Origin of the sequence: Pseudomonas sp. URMO17WK12:I6 (genome assembly GCF_003253625.1) — a bacterium.
Lineage (GTDB): Bacteria > Pseudomonadota > Gammaproteobacteria > Pseudomonadales > Pseudomonadaceae > Aquipseudomonas.
Genome location: NZ_QKYZ01000009.1, coordinates 15,357 through 34,208 on the forward strand (window position 1 = coordinate 15,357; position 18,852 = coordinate 34,208).

The following is an 18,852-nucleotide window of genomic DNA, read 5'->3' on the forward strand; positions in this document are numbered from 1 at the left end:
ATCTACGCACAAGATTACGCCCATGCTGGGCGCACCATAAAAATCCGATGCCAGAGGTCTGGCATCGGATTTTCGAGGAAGTCCGGCTGAAGCTCAAATACTCAAGTGAACAGCATTACGGTCAGGCGAAACACTCGCTCCCTATCAGGTGAGCGGTTTGCGCAGCAGGATATCGACCGCGAAGACGCCCAGGACAGTCCCGGACACCCAGCGTTGGGTGCGCATGGCAGAAGGTCGCTTGGCCAGGAATCCACTGACCCGGGAGGCGGCGAGAACGATCATGCCGTTCACGGTGACGGCAATGGTGATCTGTACCAGCCCCATCTGGATGAATTGCTGGAAGGTAGATCCTGCGGAAGGGTCGATGAACTGCGGGATCAGCGCGGAATACATCAGCGCAATCTTCGGATTCAGCAGGTTCGTCACAAGCCCCATGGTGAACAGCCGTCTCCGCGAGTGAGGTGGCAGCTCCCGCGCCTCGAAGGGGGAACTCCCCCTGGGCTTCAGCATGTTCCAGGCCAGATAGCCCAGATAAAATGCGCCTGCGATCCTGACGACATCGTAGGCGACTGGCACTGCCTTGAACAAAGCGGCCAGTCCCAGTCCCGCCGCCAACAAGTAGCACACGAAGCCTAGCGCCACACCCGCCAGCGAAATCATCCCGGCCAGCCGCCCCTGGGAAATCGCCCGCGAGGTCAGGTAGACCATGTTGGGACCCGGTGTCAGCACCATACCCAAGGAGATAATGGCCACACCGGCCAGGCTTTCCAGCGCCATCATTGGCGTGCTCCATCGTTCAAAGGGGATGTATCGGCCCGCTGCGGCTCGAACCAGCCGAGGCTGCCGCGGAACAGCGCATGCTGAGCACGCTGTGCCACTGGCCGAACCACGATTTCATCGACATTAACATGTGCAGGCTGATCGGCAACCCAAGCCACAACCTGGGCGACATCGTCCGCGCTCAAAGGCCGGTCGACATCCTTGTAGAGGGCACTGACCCGTTCGGCGTCGCCGCGAAAACGATTCAAGGAAAACTCTGGCGTATGCACCATGCCGGGGAGCACTTCGGTGATGCGCACCGGTATACCCTTCATCTCCAGTCGCAAGGAATGGGTCAGTGCGCGCTGGGCACTCTTGGCCGCGCAATAGCCGCCTCCCCCCTCATATCCGGCTAGCGCAGCCGTTGAGGTGATATTGATGATGCACCCTTGGGACGCGATGAGCCGAGGCAATAGCAGTTGGGTCATCCGCAAAGTCCCAAGGACGTTACTGTTGAACATGTTCGTCCAGTCCTCGGCACTGGCCGCGTCTACCCCATCCAGGCCGATCGCCCCGCCCGCACAGTTCACCAGAAGATCGCACTCGAAAACCTGCACCAAGTCCTCCTCTCGCGCCTGTGTCACATCCAGCACAATGGCGCGTCCGCCGGTTTCGCCGGCAATCTGCTCGAGCCGATCCCCCCTGCGCGCCACAAGGAATACCCGCCAACCACGACTGGCCAAGGTACGAGCGCATGCCTCGCCAATGCCACTGCTTGCACCGGTAACAACTGCTGTTTTCAAGATTGAGCTCCCCATGCTTCGGATAACTGTTCGAAGATCTTCCCCACGTCACGTACCAGCGCGGGACGATCGAAGCTGCGCAGCCGAAGGCGCGTGCCAGCGCCCTCATAAACACCGCTGGCGAAGCGATCCAGGTTCTGCGGTTGAGCCCAGTACAGGGTACCCAAGCCTTCACGCGGCGAGCTGTTGCGGCGGGCGATCACCCATGCCCCCCGCTCGCGGTGCAATGGCCTGCCCTCCTTGCTAAGGCTGCGCGCAAGGTCCCGGTAGCGGGTAGACGCCCCGGTCTGGATTTCCCAAGCGATCCCCAGCAGGTCGATATCCCTCACCTCTCGCCAGAGGAACGGGATTTCGGCGCCACCGACCCGGGCACCGATTTCCAGGAACAGCAATTTGTCATCCAGGTCGAACAGTTCGAGGTGGAAGACGATTTCTCGCTCAGGCGCGAAGACTGCCAGCAGTTGTTCGACGCGCCCCGCAATCCGCCGTTCGTCATCGCCCTCCTCGAGTTCGATACTACCCAGCGGGCTATCCGGACCGAAATCGGCACAGCTGTTCACATAACGCGACGCCGTGACTACCACAATCCGTTGCCCATCCCACCAGCCGTCAACGTGCAGGATGGGGGCCGCGCAGCAAGCCTGGACCATCATCGGCTCCGTGGCCTGCCCGATCTGATCAAGATCCCTTGGACCGCGAAGAAACTTTACGCCGCGACTCGCCGTGCCGTAGCGCGGCTTGAGCACCAGCGGATAGCCATGTTCAGCGGCCAGTCGCTCCACCGCTTCGCGGGAATCGGCAGGCGACGCAGGCAGCACGCCGATCGACGATTGCCGGCCTGCGACCTCCAGCATGGTGAGCTTGTCGCGGAACCGCTCGGTCCACGCGACAAGATCTCCCGGTACCTGCCATCGCTCACGAATAGAAGCCGCATTGAGCAGGTCGCCCTCATTGAGGGCAACCACCAGCGCTGGAACCCCATGTTGCTCGACCAGACGCTCGGCCTCAGCCATGACCGCCTCAGCATCGTCCAGTGAGACGAGCACCGAGCTTGACGCCAGGCGCTCGCTCGGCAGGGACGCGCAGGATTCGGGCGTACAGATCGCCCGAATCTGCATTCCTGCCGGCAGTTCGTATCGGTCGTATAGCGCTTGGCTACCGACCCAACGGTGCAAGCAGAGGACATATTTCATGCCGTGGGATCCACGATGAAGTTGACCGCCGCTACCAGTTCATCACCGATACGCACGGCATCCTCGCGCGAGGTGCCTGTTGCCAGGACATACCCTGAAACGCAGTCGGCAACGGTGTCGAGCGGTGGAATCGTATCGCCCTCATGCTTCTGGATGACTACGGCACGCTCGGCTGCGCCCAGTTCGAACAGGAACGGCAAGAACACCCGTGGAGTCTCGCCTGACTTGGTATGGCGCACATCGACGTCAGGCTTGAGATCGAGCTCGACCTTTCTGACCTTGCCAGGTGTCGGTACGAAGAACTGGATCGCGGCACCCGCTTTCGGCTCGGGCGACACTTGCGGCAGAGTGTCGATACCCAGCGGCACAGTCAGGAACATGCGGTTCAGGTCCAGGCCGAACGCACGCCGCACCAGTTCAGGGGCACCCGAGCCCGCCAGGCGAGCATGGGATTCGAGTACACGAGGCCCCTTGGGGGTCAGCACGAACTCGCTATGGGAGGGCCCCTCTTCCAGTTCTACGGCGTCGAGCAGGCGGCAGGTCATTTCCTTCAGCTCGCTCAGCCATTTCCTGGCCTCGGTGCTCGGCGTGCTGACTTCCCACTCAACGTATTTGTCGTTCATGCGGTACTGGGAGTAACCAATGGGAAGGTGGCGCCCCTGGAACGAGAAGGAGTCGACGCTGACGACCGGCCCCTCCAGGTACTCCTCGATGATAATGTGCTTGACGTCGGCATCCTGAAGCGCCTGCCAGGCCTTGGAAGCAGAGGCTGCGTCATCGCAGGGATGGATATGCAGGCTGGCCACGCCTTCGGCGGGTTTGAGAACCGACTTGCCATGCTCTTTGACGAACGCGACGGCATCCTGCGCACTGGTGACATGGCGATAGGCAACCGGGCTCAGGTTGTGCTCGACCAGCAACTCGCGCATGGCCACTTTGTCCTTGAGCAGGCGCGCAGTCTTATAGGAAACCCCGGTGAGACCGAAGTGATCGACCACTTTGCCCGTTGACTCGCCTGCCACTTCGGTAGTGGTCATGATGCGATCGAACGGACGGTCGCGGTGCAGGGGCTCGAGGACCTTGATGATGGCCTCGGCGTCGTCAATCCTGGCATGCACCACCTGTTCGCAATGGGCGAGGATTTCCTGCTCGTAGTCACCCTCCTGATGCACCAGCACTACGTCGATGCCCAGCTCCTTGGCACCGTGAATGGGCGAGGGACGACCACCGACTACTGCGATACGCTTATTCATGCATGAACTCCCTGTCTACTGTGATGTTTGTTGTGTGATGGTTCTTGAAGCAAAGGCTCAACTGCCGTACACCCGGCGCAGCCAGCGCGCCTTGCCGTTGAGCAGAGGCTGGAACGCCTTGCGCCGGTGCAGCACGCGGGCATTTTTGAAAATGAAGAAGTCGCCTGGTTGCAACACCACCTCTATACCCTGGGCATCGCGCAGGCACTGGCGCAGGAGCCCAAGTGCCTTTTCGCTGTCCAGGTCGAGGGCGGCCACGATGCCATCGTCAAAGCGCAGGCGATAACCGCCCTCGTCGTGCTCCAGCACCGGCAGCACCCTCGGCTGGCCATCGAAGCCCTCGTTGGAGGCAGGGGCACCAAAGGTGTAGGCAGACTTCTGCAACTGGGCGATCGCCCAGCCGGGCAGCTTTGAAAGGACATGATCCACACAAACAATGTCGGTGGAGGCGCCTTCAAAGTTGCGCACGGCGGTAAAGGCCAAGAAGTTCGGCACGGCGGTCGCGACATTTCGGCTTTGATCGGCGAAGGGCCAGTTGGGATTGTCGGTGTGCCAGAAAAACTCCACATCCGCGCCCCAAGAGCTGGTGGTGCCCGCGGCCTCCGGAACCGGAACGACGTTTCTGACCAGCTTGCCGAAGTTCTCATACTCGACTGCATGCGGCCTGACACCCAGCAGCCGCAACATGCCAAAGTGCAGCAGATCGAAGTCAAGAACACACTCGGCGTTGGGCAGGAAACCATTGCGCGGCGTCGCGACGTCCGTAGAGAGCGAAATGCCTCTGATGAGCAGCGCTTTGTGCGGGCTGTCAGGAAATGCGCGAATTGCCTCGACGATGTCCCGGCCCAACACTGTGCCGAGCCAGTCCCCGCCGACTGCTCCCACACTCTCAGCGCAGTGCGGCGTTTCGGCCAGCCTCACGCGACAGCCCTCCAGCCCGGTCAGGTCGGGATCATTGACGACCACCACCTGTACCAATGAAGCCTCCTGAACATCCATGGCCATGACGCTCATGATTTGCGGTTCAGGTATGAGGTGACCTTGGGGTCCGGCTGATGGGCGAACGCCTTGGTTCGTCGGATAAACATCCCCAACGGCAGGATCAGGTAGAGCAGAACATAATCCATAGTGCACCTTCCCTAGTGTATGAAAGAGTTAATCCAGCGGTACTGTCTCGCGCCAGTCGACCGCCTCCTCGAACTGAGGCTGCTCCGATTTATCGAGGTAGAAGTCGCCAATCGCCAGCACATCCATGTTGGTACGCATAAAGCAGCGATAAGCTTCGAACGGCGTGTTCACAATCGGCTCACCACGCACGTTGAACGAGGTGTTGACCAATACAGGACACCCTGAACGCTGATAGAAGTGTTCAAGCAGCGCCCGGAACCGCGGGTTGCGCTCCCGGTCAACGGTCTGCACCCTTGCCGAGAAGTCCACGTGGGTGATTGCCGGCAGATCGCTACGCACCAACTTGAGCAAGTCGATCCCGGTAAGCCGCGCACTCTCCTGTGGGATCGCCTTGCGAATGCCCATTGCAATGGGCGAGACCACCAGCATGTAGGGGCTTTCCTCGACGATGTCGAAGTAGTCTGCCGCTTTTTCCTCAAGCACCACGGGAGCGAAGGGGCGGAAGGACTCGCGGAACTTGATGCGCAGGTTCATGTTTGACTGGGTGTCCGAGCGGCGCGGATCACCCAGGATCGAACGGCTGCCAAGCGATCGCGGACCGAACTCCATTCGCCCCTGGAACCAGCCGATGACCCCGCCATCCTCGATGCTGGTGCTCACCCGCTGGTCGAGCTCTTCCGGCGAAAGCCTGTGAAAAACAGCGCCGCAGGCTTCCAGTTCGTCCCTGATCTGCTCTTCGCTGTACTCCGGCCCAAGCAATGCTCCGCTCATGCCATCACGCACGCCAGCAGGCAGTTCGCGGCTCGCTACCCTGCGATACTTGCGGTCAGTCAGCAGCGCGGCGCCCAGCGAGCCACCCGCATCGCCAGCCGCCGGTTGCACCCACAGACGGTCGAATATCCGCTCACGCGAGATCACGCCGTTGGCTACGCAGTTAAGGGCAACGCCCCCGGCCATGCACAGCGCGGTCTCGCCAGTGAGCTCACGGGCGGTCTTGGCCAGGCGCGAAACGACGATCTCCGTGACTTTCTGCACCGATGCGGCCAAATCGAACTCGCGATCGGTAAGGGGGGCCTCGGGCAAGCGCCGGGGGCCACCGAACAGCTGCTCAAAGGCATCGCCCGTCATGACCTGGCCTTTGATGAACTCAAACTTGGTCCAGTCGAGCCTGAAGCTGCCATCGGGCTTCACATCGATCAGATGCGAGAGGATCGTGTCGACGTAATGAGGCTTGCCATATGGCGCAAGTCCCATGAGTTTGTATTCGCCGGAGTCCACCTTGAAGCCGCAGAAATAGGTGAAGGCCGAATAGAGCAGGCCCAGCGAATGGGGAAAGGACAACTCGGCGACCAGCTTGATACCTTCTGGCCTGCCGTGCCAGATGGTGGTCGTCGCCCACTCGCCGACACTGTCGATACACAGGATCGCGGCGCTCTCGAAAGGACTGGGGAAAAATGCCGATGCGGCGTGGGACTCGTGGTGACCATGCACTTCGATTCGGCGACCGTCCCGGTCTCCCATCGCTCTGAGATGACGCACGACCTCACGGTCCATCCGGCGCTTGGTTGATAGCCATTCGCCAAGCACCGGTGCGTAGGTGCGCGCTGCCGAAAGCCCGGCCACGGCGGCCGTCGAGAGTACCCGACGGAACTTCAGTGCCGGGTCTTCGTAATAGGCGACATGGTCGACATCGGCCAGGTTTATACCTGCGTTCCTCAGGACGTACTCGATGGCCTTGCGTGGAAAACCCGGGTCATGCCGTATCCGGCTGAAACGCTCTTCCTGGGCCGCGGCAACGATCTTGCCGTCCACTACCAGACTGGCCGCGCTGTCGTGATAAAAGGCAGAGATGCCAAGCGTAATCGTCATAGCAGCGACCTCACTTTTTCGCGAAACTTATCCAGCATTGTTTGCTCCCTGGGTGGATTGAGCGCGACGAATCCATTACGGACGCGCGCCCAGAGTTCATCACGGTCACTACGAGAAAAAGCACAAAGGTAGGTATCCAGACTCGCGGCAGCCCATGCCGTATGCCCGGTGGAGATGTTGTCGATGGAGTTATGCAGATCGACGAACATCGTCGGATAGCCATAGGCAACCAACGCCTTGTGGGTACGCCGGTAACCGCCCCCTACTCCGGATAGCTCCATCGCCAGGTTCAGCCCGAGAATCTCCGGGCAGTAGGTTTGGGGATATCGCCCGATAGACAACCAGAACACGGGCAGCTCGAAGTTCTCGTCGTTGAAGCAAGCGGCGTTGGCGTATCCAGGGTCGGCGGTGGCCGGCAACTCGCCATGTACTGCCTTGAGCAGATGGCGGTAGATGACGGGATGGTTCTGCGCCTCGATTCCGTTGCCCAACTCATCGAAAAGCGTTTCGAACAGTCTGCTGCCGTACGCCGTGGAGGCTACCGCCGGGTGGGCGAACCCGGCCAGCCAGGCCCCGTCGATCATTGTCAGCGGCGCCAGGGACAGGATATCGGCGACCACCTCATCGCGAGACGGCAGCTCTTCGTCCGGCTCCAGTGCCTGGTTGGAAGCTTCATGCTGGCCCTGCAACCACTGCTGCAGGACACCGGGAGCCCAACGCTCCGGCAACGAGCAATACCCCTTGGTGACGCCACGGGCGGCCCTGGCCAGCCAGCTCTTCACGTAGTGACCGGCATAGGATTCCTCTGACGGCGTGAGCTCCATTCGCAACAGGCGCGGGTAGGCCTGTCGCGGGCTGAATCTGGCGACCAACGCTTGGGTTTCAGCGACCTCGCGAAGAGCCCCGGCGAGTTTGCCGTCGTCTTTCCATACCTGGAAAGCCGGGGTCTGCCTGGGCGCATCGGAGTAAGGCAAGCCGCAGATCCAGCGGTGAAGAATGGCAATATCGTCGCGACTGAAGATTCGGAACATCTTGCCCCGCGGCGAAATCAGGCTGGTGAGCAGTGGACTCGATTCCGGCCTGCCCGCCCGCACGTAAGCGCTGGCGGCAAGATGGTCGAGAAACTTCAAGGAGTCGTCGACTGCGAGCAAGGGCTTCATCGGCACCTTATTCAACTGAGTCTTGTCATGGTATTGACAAGCATCCAGCCGACGTCGGCTGATCAGGTGGCGCGCCGCCTCTCTCGGATCGAGCCAGCGCTCAAGCACATCGAGCAGCGCTTCGTTCATCTCCTCGGCCTGCCGGCGCGCCCACAGGTAGCCTTGGCGTACCCCATCGTTTCCGGCAGCGCCCATTTGCACGAGAAATTCCCGGACTGCCGTTTCGGCGAGCACGGCAAGATCGTCGGCACTACCAGCGGGGTCGCGACGCAGATCGAGAAACTGGCGGGCGGACGGCTCGTTATGGGCGATGAACTCAAACGAGGGCAACAGCCCGCAATGACGCAGGTAAAGGTTGATCCCCAGGATCTGGGCCGTCAGCGACTCCGGAAAATGCCCCAATACGAGCAGGGTCGAGGCAAAGTTGAAGGCACCGTCCGAGATCCTTGGGTCGGCCACTGCTCGCAAGAGATCTTCGCCAGCATCTGCCAGCGCGTGCTGACGCAGCAATTCCAGGTAGCGCTGGATACGACTGGCCCCTGGCTGACCGGCACCCACATCCGCCGCATGGATACTCAGCGCTGCCATGGCATGGCGTGCTTCATTATTCCAGCTGCCGCACACCCCATGAATCAGGTGCTGACTGCCGATCAGAAAGGGAGCCGACTCCAACGCCGCCTTGGCACGCAACGCCTGGGCATCCGCTTCGTTCCCCTCAATTGTCTGTGCCAACCTTCGGAATCCGTCGCGCAACGGCCCAAGCCGCTCGCATGCAACACTCGCCAGCCCCGCCAAAGCCGCCGGGCTGGTGAAGTCGACGTCTACCAAGTCCGTCCCATGCACCTCACCCAGGCAAGTGCGCAGGCTGACCGGCGTGAACATGCGCCTGGCCTCTCCCCCGGTCTCTGCCCCGAGGAAGCTGGAAAAGATTTGCCTATTAGTCTTCATCAGTGCATTGGATATATGGAGGAATTGTTTTTCTTCTTGGCTTTTTTCTTTTTCTTGAACAAAGAACCAAGTGCCTTGCGAATTCGCTTTAACATAGAGCCCCCTAAATTTTCATTGCAGGTATCGATGAATGGCGCGTGCTACGACATCACTGCCAAGGTCGGTAAAGTGCGCGCGATCAACGTATAACCATTCATCATCCGGACGCTCTCTAAAATCATCGATCAAACTGGCAAATCGAATACCCAAGTCATGACAACTGTTGGCCAGACTATCGGCGTAATATTCCGCGACCGTGGGGGCGGATATATCGCCATATAAATGCTGCCAGGTACCAAACCGGGAAATCTGATCAAGCTCATTGAACAGCTTCTGTTCTTCGGCACACGGCGTTCTTACCCAAGTCGCCAAGGGCTGGAGAACAAACGTAAGTTCTGCACCCAAAGAATCCGCGAGGCGTTTCCAGGTAGTCAGACAATTCATGGTGTCTTGCAGCGCGCGTACCAGAGTTTGCGAAACAGGCGGAACCTCAGTCGTTTCGGCCGGCCATTTTGGAAGTTTTCCAGGCGGCAGTTCTGCACCATTTTCCTCAGCAATTTCATCAAACTTTTCGTAATAGTCACCGCAGAAGTAGAACGGTGGCAGATCACCTCGAATGAACTCAGGAAGACGCGCCATGACCAGAGTATTGAAGCCGCCCATGATCACGATGCGTCGCACTTTGGGCAGTCGATGAGCATGCAGCACGAACAGCATCAATTCCTGGGTCGCATTAAAGGTATGCCCCGCGAAATTCAGCCATGGCGTAGCGTCGGGATCATGCGTGGACAGGCGGCTCGCTACCGAGGCGGCATCACTGGAAGCCCCGTAACCCAAGGCTGACGAGGCCCCGACCAGTAAATTCACCTCTGATAGCGTGCTGGCCTCGAGGGTGCCGACACTGACCGGCCGACCTTGCGCATCATAGGCCAGGCGAAATCCGAGCCGATCGGTATTGATCGCTTCCGAACGGTAATCGGCGGCATTGAAACCCATCACATAAGGCAAGTACTGGGAACGACTGCGACTGGCGAATTGATCGTAGGTGAGCATCTGGGGTGTTAACTTCACACGTTCCAGACTGGGATCATCCAGCGCGGTGCGCTTGCGTCTTTTAAACATGGCCAAGCCACTCCTTTAGCGAGAATCGGAATTCCATTTGATCAGCCAACTTTTTTTGGGACGAACGTCTATTTCGATTATTCAATATCGAAAGTGCGAACCTGCCAATAACGGCCCACAGCAAGCCAGGCACCATAAGTTTGAGATATCAACAATCCAAACTGTTAGATGCATGAAGGTCGAAATTAATTAAAACCGTGCGCGAGCAAAATAATTCACAGCACAATGCGACGAGGCGGGAAATTCAGTGATGATTTTTGCGAGGTGCAATTTGAAGGTATTGCAGACTGCAATACGCTGATACGGATAGCTTCCATGCATTGTATCTTCCTTTTTACTTTTATTCTTTTTGGCCCATCCGAGGGGCTCATGCGATCGATTCTAGACATTGGATCCCAAATGTCAAATGAAGCACCTGCATTTTATCCAAGAAAAAAATATTCATGAAAAGGCGCGTAAATCAACAAACCCTATGAATGCCCGCTCAAGTTGCCTGACGACACCCTGCTGCTCACCGTGTCGCTGATTCTGGTGTCGTCGCTGTTTGCTTTTGCAATGTCAACATGAAGAGCAAGGACAACTCCTTCCAGGGCTTCGCCGCCACGTAGAACGTGGTTGCACTGTGCCTTTACATCATCGACCCGTCGCCGTCGCGTACGCGGCTCCTGAGCACCTTCCTCCAAAACACCCCCATAGAGTGAGTCGCGTCTGCACCGTCCAAGGCCTTCCAGGCCAAGGACGGTAAGGCGGCTCCGCTTAGGTGAACAGCATCACCCTGAAAAGCGGGGTTTTTATCGCCCGATATTTCTCTTTTAGCCGCCATTGCCTAAGCACCAACCGATATAACGGTTATAACTCGAAGCCGGAAATATTTTAAAAACAGTCCTTTACAGCAAAATAATGACACTACACTTCAACTCAAGCGGCTTGATCCGCTTACGGCGAGCCTGATTCGATCCACAGCTGCCAAGGCCTCTTCAGGTATCGCCGACCACTTGATGTTTCGAGGGCTTTATGGGTATCGCTGCCAGCGAACTGTGCCGTTATGTGATCCGTCCGACATTGATCTACCTCGGGCGCCATAGCGCGACTGCCGAATCCCTGCTGCTGGGCATCGCCGCCAGTCAGTCAGCCCTTGGTTCAGCCCTGCATGACCGCCGTGGACACGGCTTGTACCGGATCGCCGAGCCCCGCCACCAGGCCCTCTGGGATCACTACCTGGCCCTGGACCCGGAGCGGGCGAGCCTGGTTCGCGGCCTGGCCAGCCAGCATGCTTTTCTCAGCGGGCCGCACCTGGAATTGACCGTCAACCTGCGTTACGCCACAGCCATCGCCTGGCTGCTGGTAGAAGAACAGAACACTCCCCTCCCCGCCTCCGATGACTTGCTGGGAATGGCCCGAATCTGGCGCCAGACCTTCCAGCCCCAAGGTCGTTTGCGAGACTTCACCTACGCCTGGCAAACCTGTGTTTCATCGTTGAATCAGGTCGCCTGCTGATTCACCCATTTCAGAAGATCGCCCAACAGGTCGCGATTTTGGTCGGATTGTCCTACAAAACCGCTCTAAATCAAGCAATACAGGCTATGGCGCCCGGACGAAAATGTTGGTAATTTTCGCTCCGGTGATCACCAGGAGTTCTAATAATGAAAAAAGTAATGCTCAAAACCACCCTTAGCCTCGCCGTTGCCTTGGCATCCACCCAGATCTTCGCCAGTGGCTTTGCCCTCAACGAACAAAGCATCAGCGGGATGGGGACAGGTTTTGCCGGGCGATCTTCTTCTGCCGACGACGCATCCACTGTTTTTGGTAACCCTGCCGGCATGTCTCGCCTCAAGCGCGAACAAGTGACCGGCGGTGTTGCATTTATCGACGCGCACGCTGACATCAGTGATGCCAGCTCCAGCCCGAATGGTGGTACCAACAAAGGTGACATGGTCCCTTTCATGGGCGTGCCCATGGGCTACTACGTAAAGCCACTCGATGACCAGTGGGCAGTCGGTTTCGGCGTCTATGCTCCATTCGGTCTGGTGACCGACTACGAGAACGGCTTCGCCGGCCGTTACTTCGGCAGTAAAAGCGAAGTCAAAATCGTGACTCTCCAGCCAACCATCAGCTATGCCTTCAACGACAAGGTGTCGATCGGTTTCGGTCCGACCATCAACCGCATTGACGGCACCCTGGAATCGAACCTGTCACTAAACCCGCGCGCAGCGGACGGTAACGTCAAGATCAAAGGTGACGACACCGCGCTGGGGTACAACATCGGCATCTTGGTACAAGCGACCGACAGCACTCGCGTTGGCCTGACCTACCACTCGAAAGTGAAGTACAAGCTCGAAGGTGACACCAAGGTCAACTACAGCCTCCTCGGGGCTCTGGGTCAGAACCCTAACCAGAAGTACGATGCATCCCTGGACATAACGACTCCTGAATCGGTTGATATCTCGCTCACTCATCAACTGGATGACAAGTGGACCCTCTACGCGGGCAGCACCTGGACTCGCTGGAGCCGCCTGAAAGAAATCAGCGTCGAAAACAGCGGCGTCCCTGCAGCCCTGAACAGCCGGTTTGGTACCATCACCGAAGAACAGAACTGGCATGACACCTGGGCTCACGCCATCGGTGCTTCGTACCAGTTGAACAAACAATGGGTTCTGCGTACCGGTCTGTCCGTCGACCAGGCACCAACCAACAACGAAAACCGCTCCCCGCGCATTCCGACTGGCGATCGCAAGATTTTCAGCCTGGGCGCGGGCTGGAGTCCGACCGACGACCTGACCATCGACGTAGCGTACTCGTACCTGCGCGAAGAGTCGGTCAAGGTCAACAACAGCAACGGCCGCCAGAGCTACAACGCCAAGTATGAAAACTGGGCAAACGGTTTCGGTGTAGGCGCGACCTACCGTTTCTGATCATTCACGGCGAACCTGAACACCTCGCCGCCTGAATTGAAAAAGCCCCGCACTCTTGTACAGAGGCGGGGCTTTTTAGTGCGCGTCGATCAGGGCTTCGAGGCCAGGGCTTTCTCCACCGCCTCGATGAACTCGGGATTGTCGGGCTTGGTCAGGCTGGAGAAATTGGCGATCACGTTGCCTTGGCGATCGACCACGTATTTGTAGAAATTCCACTTCGGCGAACTGCTTTGCTCGGCAAGGACCTTGAACAAATGCGTGGCGTCATCGCCGCGGACTTTCTGCGGTTCGGTCATGGTGAAGGTCACGCCGTAATTCACATAACAGACCTTGGCAGTCTCTGCACCATCCTTGGACTCTTGCCTGAAGTCATTGGATGGAACACCGACCACCTCAAGCCCTTGATCCTTGTAGCGCTGATACAGCGCCTCAAGACCTTTGAACTGCGGGGCGAAGCCACAGAAGCTTGCGGTATTGACCACCACCAACGGTTTGCCGGCGAAGCGCTGGCACAAATCGATGGATTCCTTGGCGCGCAGCTTCGGCAATGAGCCTTGCAACAGCTCCGGGCATTCTGCTGCCTGAGCCAGCCCGGAAAAAAACATCAGCAACGCAGGAACTGCAAGCCAGCGCATCGGCATGTCGGTGCATCCTTGAGCAATCGTCAGAACGCGAAACTACTCGCCTTCGCCGCTCGCTAGCAAGCAGCTCGCTAGCAAGCACCCATGCCCAGCTGCATCAATGCCAGCCCACCCTGATGCCAGCCCCACCAAACCAGGGCCAGCAGCAATACGCCGACGGCGATGGCTGCCATCCGCGGCCAAAGACTGTTCATGCGGCACTCACTTGAGTTTGCAGGCGCGCCACCGGCTGCTCGCGCACTGGCCAGTTCAGGGCTGCGGCCATCAGACTCAAGAGAATCGCCACCTGCCAGATCAAGTCGTAGCTCCCGGTTCGGTCATACACCACCCCGCCCAACCAGCCGCCGAGGAACGAGCCCAGCTGGTGGAACAGGAAAACAATCCCGCCGAGCATGGACAGATTTCGGACACCAAACAAGGTTGCCACCGTGCCGTTGGTCAAGGGCACCGTCGACAGCCAGAGGAAACCCATGGCCATGCCGAACAAATAGGCCGTGATCTGAGTGACGGGTGCCCAGAGGAACAGTGCAATCACCACCGCCCGCAACAGATACAGACCGGTGAGCAAGCGTGGTTTGGACATCCGTCCGCCGAGCCAGCCTGCGGTATAGGTACCGAAGATATTGAACAGCCCGATCAGCGCCAGCACCGTGGTGCCGACGGAGGCTGGCAGGTGTTGATCCACCAGATACGCCGGCAAGTGCACACCGATGAACACCACTTGAAAACCGCAGACAAAAAAGCCGAACGCCAACAACCAAAACCCTGAATGGGAGCAGGCTTCGTGTAGCGCTTCAGAGAGGGTTTGCTCATGCCCGAGCACCGGCAACGGCTTGTCTTTAAGCATGCTCACCAGCGGCACGATCAGCGCCACCAGCAGGCCCAGCACCAGCAATGCCGCAGACCAGCCCAGCCAGCCGATCAGCCCCAGCGTGCCGGGCAACATGGCGAATTGACCGAAGGAACCGGCAGCACTGGCGATCCCCATGCCCATACTGCGTTTTTCCGGTGGTACGGCACGGCCGACCACGCCGAGGATCACCGAGAACGAGGTGCCGGACAGGCCGATACCGATCAACAACCCGGCGCTCAAGGACAAGGTCACCGCCGAATCGGACAACCCCATGAACATCAGGCCCAGGGCGTACAGAACACCACCGATCAACACCACCTTTGCGGCGCCAAAGCGGTCGGCCAATGCGCCGGTGAATGGCTGCGCCAGGCCCCAGATCAGGTTCTGCAGGGCAATGGCGAAGGCAAACACTTCGCGGCCCCAGCCGAATTCGGTACTCATCGGCGCCAGAAACAGCCCGAAGCCGTGTCGCACCCCCAGGGACAACGCCAGAATCAGCGCACTGCCCAACAGCACCCAACCGCACGTACGCCACATCGATGTCATTATTGTTCTCCGGTAGCGGGTATATACCCGCTTAAGATCGAAAAAACTGGCCTCAAGCCAGTTCGTCCAGCAGTTTCAGCAAGGTTTCACGCTTCTCGGCACCCAGACGGTCGATCAACCGCTGCTGCGCCGCTTCCCAGGCCGGCAAGGCCGCTGCCAGACGTTCGCGCCCCGTCTCGGTGAGCAGGACGATGCGATTGCGCATGTCTTCGCCCTCGACCAGCGTCACCAGACCTTCACCTTCCAGCACCCGTAGATTGCGCCCCAGGGTGCTGCGATCCAGACCCATGGCCTCGGCCAGTGTCGAGATGCTCGGCTGATCCAGACGCTGCAGGTTGCACAGCAGAGAATACTGGGCAACGTTGATCCCGAAGCCGTCGAGCGCGCCGTCGTAATGCCTGCTGACGCCACGAGCGGCGCGACGCAGGTTAGTGCACAAACATTGAGAAGGAAGCATGGTGCGTGTATATACCCGCGGTTAAATGAAAGCAAATATTTCGACACATTTTACCTGTAGCAGCTGGCGAAGCCTGCGTTCGGCTGCGCAGCAGTCGTAAAATCAGAACTTGCGGTGCATCAGGCAGACCGCCTCAGCCGAACTCGCGACTGCTTCGCAGCCGAACGCAGCCTCGCGAGCTCGGCAGCTGCTACAAAGAGTGTGCTGCACCTGAAACGGCTTAACTGGCTGACAAGCCTCGCTTCTACGGGGACTCAGAGCAGCGCCAACCCCACCAGCACCGCCACTTCCAGCAACTCCAGCAACGCCCCGGCAGTGTCGCCGGTCGTCCCGCCCAATCGCCGCATCATGACTTGCCGCAACCAGACAAACACCACAGCTGCCAGCGCAAGCGCCCACACACCGCTGAGGCCCGCGATCAACACACAGGCCACCGCACTGATCACCAACACCTGTTTCCCGGCCAAACGTGGCAGATGATCGGCCAGCGCCTGCCCCAATCCACCGGGACGCACGTAAGGTGTGGTCAGGAATAATCCCAACAGCGCGCTGCGAGCAATCAGTGGAACGATGATCAGCACTACGCTGTGCTGCTGCTCGATCAACGCCAGCAATGCGGCGAACTTGAGTAGCAACACCAGCACCAGCGTCACCACCGCGATCGGCCCACTGCGTGGGTCTTTCATGATCGTGAGAGTACGCTCACGATCACCGAAACCACCGAGCCACGCATCGGCGCTATCGGCCAGGCCATCCAGGTGCAACGCGCCGCTGAGCAATACCCACACGGTCAGCAGCAACGCCGCGTGAAGCAACAATGGCGCGCCCTGCAACAGCCCGTTCAACGCCCACAGAATGGCACCGAACAGCACGCCGACCAGCGGATAAAACAGCAGCGACCGGCCCAATTCCTCGGGCGTTGGCATGCCCGGCAGGCGAATCGGCAGGCTGCTGAGAAATTGCAGGGCGATCCAGAACGGCAACATGATCAGATCGCTTCCCTTAACAAAGCGCCGGATTCAACCGTCAACGAGAACAACGCGCCATGGCCAACCTCAACGTTGAGCAGCTGCTCACGCGGCAATCCGCGCGCTTGCGCCAGTAACAATCGCATGACGCCGCCATGGCTGATCAGCAGGACCCGCTCACCCGCATAGGCCGCGTGCAACCGCTCAATGGCCGCCAACACCCGCGTCGAAAAGTCGGCAACCGGCTCACCATCAGGCGGCGTAAACGAATAGGGATCGGCCCAGAACAAGCCCAATGCCTCGGCACTGGTTTCCATCAGCGCCGCGGCGCTCTGTCCTTCCCAGACGCCGAAGTGCAGCTCTTGCAGATCCTTTTCCAGCTGCACTGGCAGCCCCAATTGCGCCCCAAGCTCTTCAGCAAAGCGTGCGCAACGCTGCAACGGCGAGCTGACCAAGCGATCCCAAGGGCCCTGCTCAACCACCGCAGCGCGCATCTGCTCCCAGCCCTTGCCGGTCAGCGCGTCATCGAGGCTGCCGCGCAGGCCGCCACCGAGTTCGGTTTCGCCATGACGCAACAGGTCCAGGCGCAAGGTCATGCCGGGCGATCCGCCACTGCGGCTTCGGCGAATGTTGCCATCTGCCCGTGCAGGTCGCAGGCCAGGCGCAGCAATGGCACGGCCAACGCCGCACCACTGCCCTCGCCCAACCGCAGGCCGAGGTCCAGCAACGGTTCGGCGTTCAGGGTTTCCAGCACATGGCGATGACCTGGCTCGGCACCACGATGACCGAACAGCAACCACTCACGACAGGCCGGATTCAGACGCACCGCCACCAGCGCGGCGACGCTGCAAATAAACCCGTCGACCAACACCGCGACGCCTTCCTGAGCACAAGCCAGGTACGCGCCAACCAGCGCAGCGATTTCGAAACCGCCGAGGTTGAACAAGGTTTGCAGCGCATCGCCACGCTGAGCACCATGCAACGCCAAGGCGCGTTCGATGACCTGGGCTTTATGGCTGACACCTGCAGCGTTCAGGCCGGTGCCCGGCCCGGCCAGGTGCACCACCGGGCAATCGAGCAAAGCACAAGCCAAGGCGCTGGCCGCCGTGGTGTTGCCGATGCCCATTTCGCCGCCGATGAACAACTGCGCGCCTGCTGCAATGGCGCGCTGCACACTGTCGCGACCAGCCTGCAAGGCGAGTTCGCCCTGGGCCTGAGTCATCGCCGGGCCCTGGACGAAATTCGCCGTGCCCGGGCCGACGTTCAGGTGACGCACACCCGGCAGATTCAATGACGGCGTAACGGTGCCAAGGTCGACCACTTCAAGGGACGCGCCCAACTGCCGCGCCAACACGCTGATCGCCGCGCCGCCGCTGACGAAGTTGTGCAGCATCTGTCCGGTGACTTCCTGCGGAAACGCCGACACCCCTTCGGCGACCACGCCATGGTCACCGGCAAAAATCGCGATCCACAGCTGATCGAGGGTCGGCTTGACCTGCCCCTGCAACCCGGCCAGTTGCACCGCCACCGCTTCGAGCTGGCCGAGGGAACCGGCAGGCTTGGTCAGTTGCTGTTGACGCGCCTGCGCCTGTTCGACCACTTGTGCATCGATTGGCTTGCACGGGTTCAGCCACCAGGTGTGAGTCATAATGCAGTTCCTTTCAAAGTCAGGGGCAGGCCGGCGACGGTCAGGACGACACGTTGGCAGCGCTCGGCCAAGGCTTGATGCAGCCAACCGGCTTCATCGACATAGCGGCGAGTCAATTCGCCCAGCGGCACGACACCCATTCCGGTCTCGTTGCTGACAAAAATGATTTCACCCGGCAACGATGCCAGGCAGTCCAGCAGGGCCTCGCGCTCGGCCGACAGGCGCTCGGCGTCGTCGAGCATCAGCAGATTGGTCAGCCACAGCGTCAGGCAATCCACCAGCAGGCAACGGTCGACGCCGGCGCTTTCGCGCAGTACGCGGGCCAGCTCCAGCGGTTCCTCGATCAACGCCCATTCGGCCGGACGACGGGCACGGTGATGGGCCACCCGCTCGTTCATTTCACCGTCCAGGGGTTGGCTGGTGGCGATGTAAGTGACGTGGAGCTGACTGTCAGTCGCCAGCTTTTCAGCCAGACGACTTTTGCCGGAGCGGGCGCCGCCGAGGATCAGTTGCAGCATGGTTCATTCCTTAAAATCTTCGATGAGGCCAGTGC

At 59.6% G+C, this 18,852-nt stretch carries 18 protein-coding genes and 1 pseudogene; 3 read left to right on the plus strand and 16 right to left on the minus strand.

Annotated elements, in window-relative coordinates; genetic code table 11:
- Nucleotides 1-144: 144 nt before the first annotated feature.
- The 8 genes from F475_RS17335 to F475_RS17370 all read right to left on the minus strand — a co-directional run bounded on the left by F475_RS17335 (nt 145) and on the right by F475_RS17370 (nt 10,274).
- Nucleotides 145-780, minus strand: a complete 636-nt coding sequence (locus F475_RS17335) for a LysE family translocator (RefSeq protein WP_018925150.1) — start codon at nt 778-780, stop codon at nt 145-147.
- On the minus strand, nt 777-1,562 hold the full coding sequence (locus tag F475_RS17340) for an SDR family oxidoreductase (RefSeq protein ID WP_018925149.1): 786 nt from the start codon (nt 1,560-1,562) through the stop codon (nt 777-779). The genes F475_RS17335 and F475_RS17340 overlap by 4 nt, the downstream gene beginning before the upstream one ends.
- A complete protein-coding gene (locus F475_RS17345; RefSeq protein WP_111454358.1) occupies nt 1,559-2,755 on the minus strand; it encodes an acetyl-CoA carboxylase biotin carboxylase subunit family protein in 1,197 nt (398 codons plus the stop codon). The genes F475_RS17340 and F475_RS17345 overlap by 4 nt, the downstream gene beginning before the upstream one ends.
- Nucleotides 2,752-4,008, minus strand: a complete 1,257-nt coding sequence (locus F475_RS17350; protein ID WP_111454359.1) for an ATP-grasp domain-containing protein — start codon at nt 4,006-4,008, stop codon at nt 2,752-2,754. The genes F475_RS17345 and F475_RS17350 overlap by 4 nt, the downstream gene beginning before the upstream one ends.
- Nucleotides 4,009-4,065: 57 nt before the next feature.
- Nucleotides 4,066-5,022 carry a TauD/TfdA family dioxygenase gene (locus tag F475_RS17355; protein ID WP_064619327.1) on the minus strand — a complete coding sequence of 319 codons (957 nt, stop codon included), beginning with the start codon at nt 5,020-5,022 and terminating at the stop codon, nt 4,066-4,068.
- Nucleotides 5,023-5,163: 141 nt separating this feature from the next.
- On the minus strand, nt 5,164-7,005 hold the full coding sequence (locus tag F475_RS17360) for a carbamoyltransferase (protein ID WP_111454360.1): 1,842 nt from the start codon (nt 7,003-7,005) through the stop codon (nt 5,164-5,166).
- The gene (locus F475_RS17365) at nt 7,002-9,047 is read right to left on the minus strand and encodes an iron-containing redox enzyme family protein (protein WP_111454361.1); all 2,046 of its coding nucleotides are present in this window, start codon (nt 9,045-9,047) and stop codon (nt 7,002-7,004) included. Before F475_RS17365 ends, F475_RS17360 begins: the two co-directional genes overlap by 4 nt.
- A 177-nt stretch (nt 9,048-9,224) precedes the next feature.
- Nucleotides 9,225-10,274, minus strand: a complete 1,050-nt coding sequence (locus tag F475_RS17370) for a hypothetical protein (RefSeq protein ID WP_064619336.1) — start codon at nt 10,272-10,274, stop codon at nt 9,225-9,227.
- A gap of 483 nt (nt 10,275-10,757) precedes the next feature.
- Between F475_RS17370 and F475_RS17375 the strand changes: the two are divergent.
- The 3 genes and pseudogenes from F475_RS17375 to F475_RS17390 form a co-directional block, all read left to right on the plus strand.
- Nucleotides 10,758-10,879: pseudogene (locus F475_RS17375) on the plus strand (phosphatidylcholine/phosphatidylserine synthase); the annotation flags it as partial.
- Nucleotides 10,880-11,288: 409 nt separating this feature from the next.
- Nucleotides 11,289-11,771, plus strand: a complete 483-nt coding sequence (locus tag F475_RS17385) for a hypothetical protein (RefSeq protein WP_007936111.1) — start codon at nt 11,289-11,291, stop codon at nt 11,769-11,771.
- 146 nt (nt 11,772-11,917) lie between these two features.
- On the plus strand, nt 11,918-13,186 hold the full coding sequence (locus F475_RS17390; RefSeq protein ID WP_064619339.1) for an OmpP1/FadL family transporter: 1,269 nt from the start codon (nt 11,918-11,920) through the stop codon (nt 13,184-13,186).
- A gap of 89 nt (nt 13,187-13,275) precedes the next feature.
- Here F475_RS17390 and F475_RS17395 read toward each other — a convergent pair whose 3' ends face one another.
- From F475_RS17395 to cobU, 8 genes are all read right to left on the minus strand, one after another.
- Nucleotides 13,276-13,827, minus strand: a complete 552-nt coding sequence (locus F475_RS17395; protein ID WP_018925139.1) for a glutathione peroxidase — start codon at nt 13,825-13,827, stop codon at nt 13,276-13,278.
- 71 nt (nt 13,828-13,898) lie between these two features.
- Nucleotides 13,899-14,021 (minus strand): hypothetical protein, encoded by a 123-nt coding sequence (locus F475_RS30750; protein ID WP_007936107.1) that lies wholly within the window; start codon nt 14,019-14,021, stop codon nt 13,899-13,901.
- Nucleotides 14,018-15,226, minus strand: coding sequence for an MFS transporter (locus tag F475_RS17400; RefSeq protein WP_111454363.1), 1,209 nt, complete (start codon nt 15,224-15,226; stop codon nt 14,018-14,020). Before F475_RS17400 ends, F475_RS30750 begins: the two co-directional genes overlap by 4 nt.
- A gap of 52 nt (nt 15,227-15,278) precedes the next feature.
- The gene (locus F475_RS17405; protein ID WP_007898923.1) at nt 15,279-15,683 is read right to left on the minus strand and encodes a MarR family winged helix-turn-helix transcriptional regulator; all 405 of its coding nucleotides are present in this window, start codon (nt 15,681-15,683) and stop codon (nt 15,279-15,281) included.
- A gap of 254 nt (nt 15,684-15,937) precedes the next feature.
- A complete protein-coding gene (locus F475_RS17410; RefSeq protein WP_111454364.1) occupies nt 15,938-16,669 on the minus strand; it encodes an adenosylcobinamide-GDP ribazoletransferase in 732 nt (243 codons plus the stop codon).
- 2 nt (nt 16,670-16,671) lie between these two features.
- Nucleotides 16,672-17,247, minus strand: a complete 576-nt coding sequence (gene cobC, locus F475_RS17415) for an alpha-ribazole phosphatase family protein (RefSeq protein WP_111454365.1) — start codon at nt 17,245-17,247, stop codon at nt 16,672-16,674.
- The gene (gene cobT, locus F475_RS17420; RefSeq protein ID WP_018925134.1) at nt 17,244-18,299 is read right to left on the minus strand and encodes a nicotinate-nucleotide--dimethylbenzimidazole phosphoribosyltransferase; all 1,056 of its coding nucleotides are present in this window, start codon (nt 18,297-18,299) and stop codon (nt 17,244-17,246) included. Before cobT ends, cobC begins: the two co-directional genes overlap by 4 nt.
- Nucleotides 18,296-18,817 (minus strand): bifunctional adenosylcobinamide kinase/adenosylcobinamide-phosphate guanylyltransferase, encoded by a 522-nt coding sequence (gene cobU / locus F475_RS17425; RefSeq protein WP_111454366.1) that lies wholly within the window; start codon nt 18,815-18,817, stop codon nt 18,296-18,298. The genes cobT and cobU overlap by 4 nt, the downstream gene beginning before the upstream one ends.
- Nucleotides 18,818-18,852 lie beyond the last annotated feature (35 nt).

Excerpts from the sequence above, each read along its gene's own strand:
- F475_RS17335 (WP_018925150.1), bottom strand. The coding sequence starts at position 780 with ATGATGGCGCTGGAAAGCCTGGCCGGTGTGGCCATTATCTCCTTGGGT.
- F475_RS17345 (WP_111454358.1), bottom strand. The coding sequence starts at position 2,755 with ATGAAATATGTCCTCTGCTTGCACCGTTGGGTCGGTAGCCAAGCGCTA.
- F475_RS17350 (WP_111454359.1), bottom strand. The coding sequence starts at position 4,008 with ATGAATAAGCGTATCGCAGTAGTCGGTGGTCGTCCCTCGCCCATTCAC.
- F475_RS17355 (WP_064619327.1), bottom strand. The coding sequence starts at position 5,022 with ATGAGCGTCATGGCCATGGATGTTCAGGAGGCTTCATTGGTACAGGTG.
- F475_RS17360 (WP_111454360.1), bottom strand. The coding sequence starts at position 7,005 with ATGACGATTACGCTTGGCATCTCTGCCTTTTATCACGACAGCGCGGCC.
- F475_RS17365 (WP_111454361.1), bottom strand. The coding sequence starts at position 9,047 with ATGTTCACGCCGGTCAGCCTGCGCACTTGCCTGGGTGAGGTGCATGGG.
- F475_RS17370 (WP_064619336.1), bottom strand. The coding sequence starts at position 10,274 with ATGTTTAAAAGACGCAAGCGCACCGCGCTGGATGATCCCAGTCTGGAA.
- F475_RS17385 (WP_007936111.1), top strand. The coding sequence starts at position 11,289 with ATGGGTATCGCTGCCAGCGAACTGTGCCGTTATGTGATCCGTCCGACA.
- F475_RS17390 (WP_064619339.1), top strand. The coding sequence starts at position 11,918 with ATGAAAAAAGTAATGCTCAAAACCACCCTTAGCCTCGCCGTTGCCTTG.
- F475_RS17395 (WP_018925139.1), bottom strand. The coding sequence starts at position 13,827 with ATGCCGATGCGCTGGCTTGCAGTTCCTGCGTTGCTGATGTTTTTTTCC.
- F475_RS30750 (WP_007936107.1), bottom strand. The coding sequence starts at position 14,021 with ATGAACAGTCTTTGGCCGCGGATGGCAGCCATCGCCGTCGGCGTATTG.
- F475_RS17400 (WP_111454363.1), bottom strand. The coding sequence starts at position 15,226 with ATGACATCGATGTGGCGTACGTGCGGTTGGGTGCTGTTGGGCAGTGCG.
- F475_RS17405 (WP_007898923.1), bottom strand. The coding sequence starts at position 15,683 with ATGCTTCCTTCTCAATGTTTGTGCACTAACCTGCGTCGCGCCGCTCGT.
- F475_RS17410 (WP_111454364.1), bottom strand. The coding sequence starts at position 16,669 with ATGTTGCCGTTCTGGATCGCCCTGCAATTTCTCAGCAGCCTGCCGATT.
- cobC (WP_111454365.1), bottom strand. The coding sequence starts at position 17,247 with ATGACCTTGCGCCTGGACCTGTTGCGTCATGGCGAAACCGAACTCGGT.
- cobT (WP_018925134.1), bottom strand. The coding sequence starts at position 18,299 with ATGACTCACACCTGGTGGCTGAACCCGTGCAAGCCAATCGATGCACAA.
- cobU (WP_111454366.1), bottom strand. The coding sequence starts at position 18,817 with ATGCTGCAACTGATCCTCGGCGGCGCCCGCTCCGGCAAAAGTCGTCTG.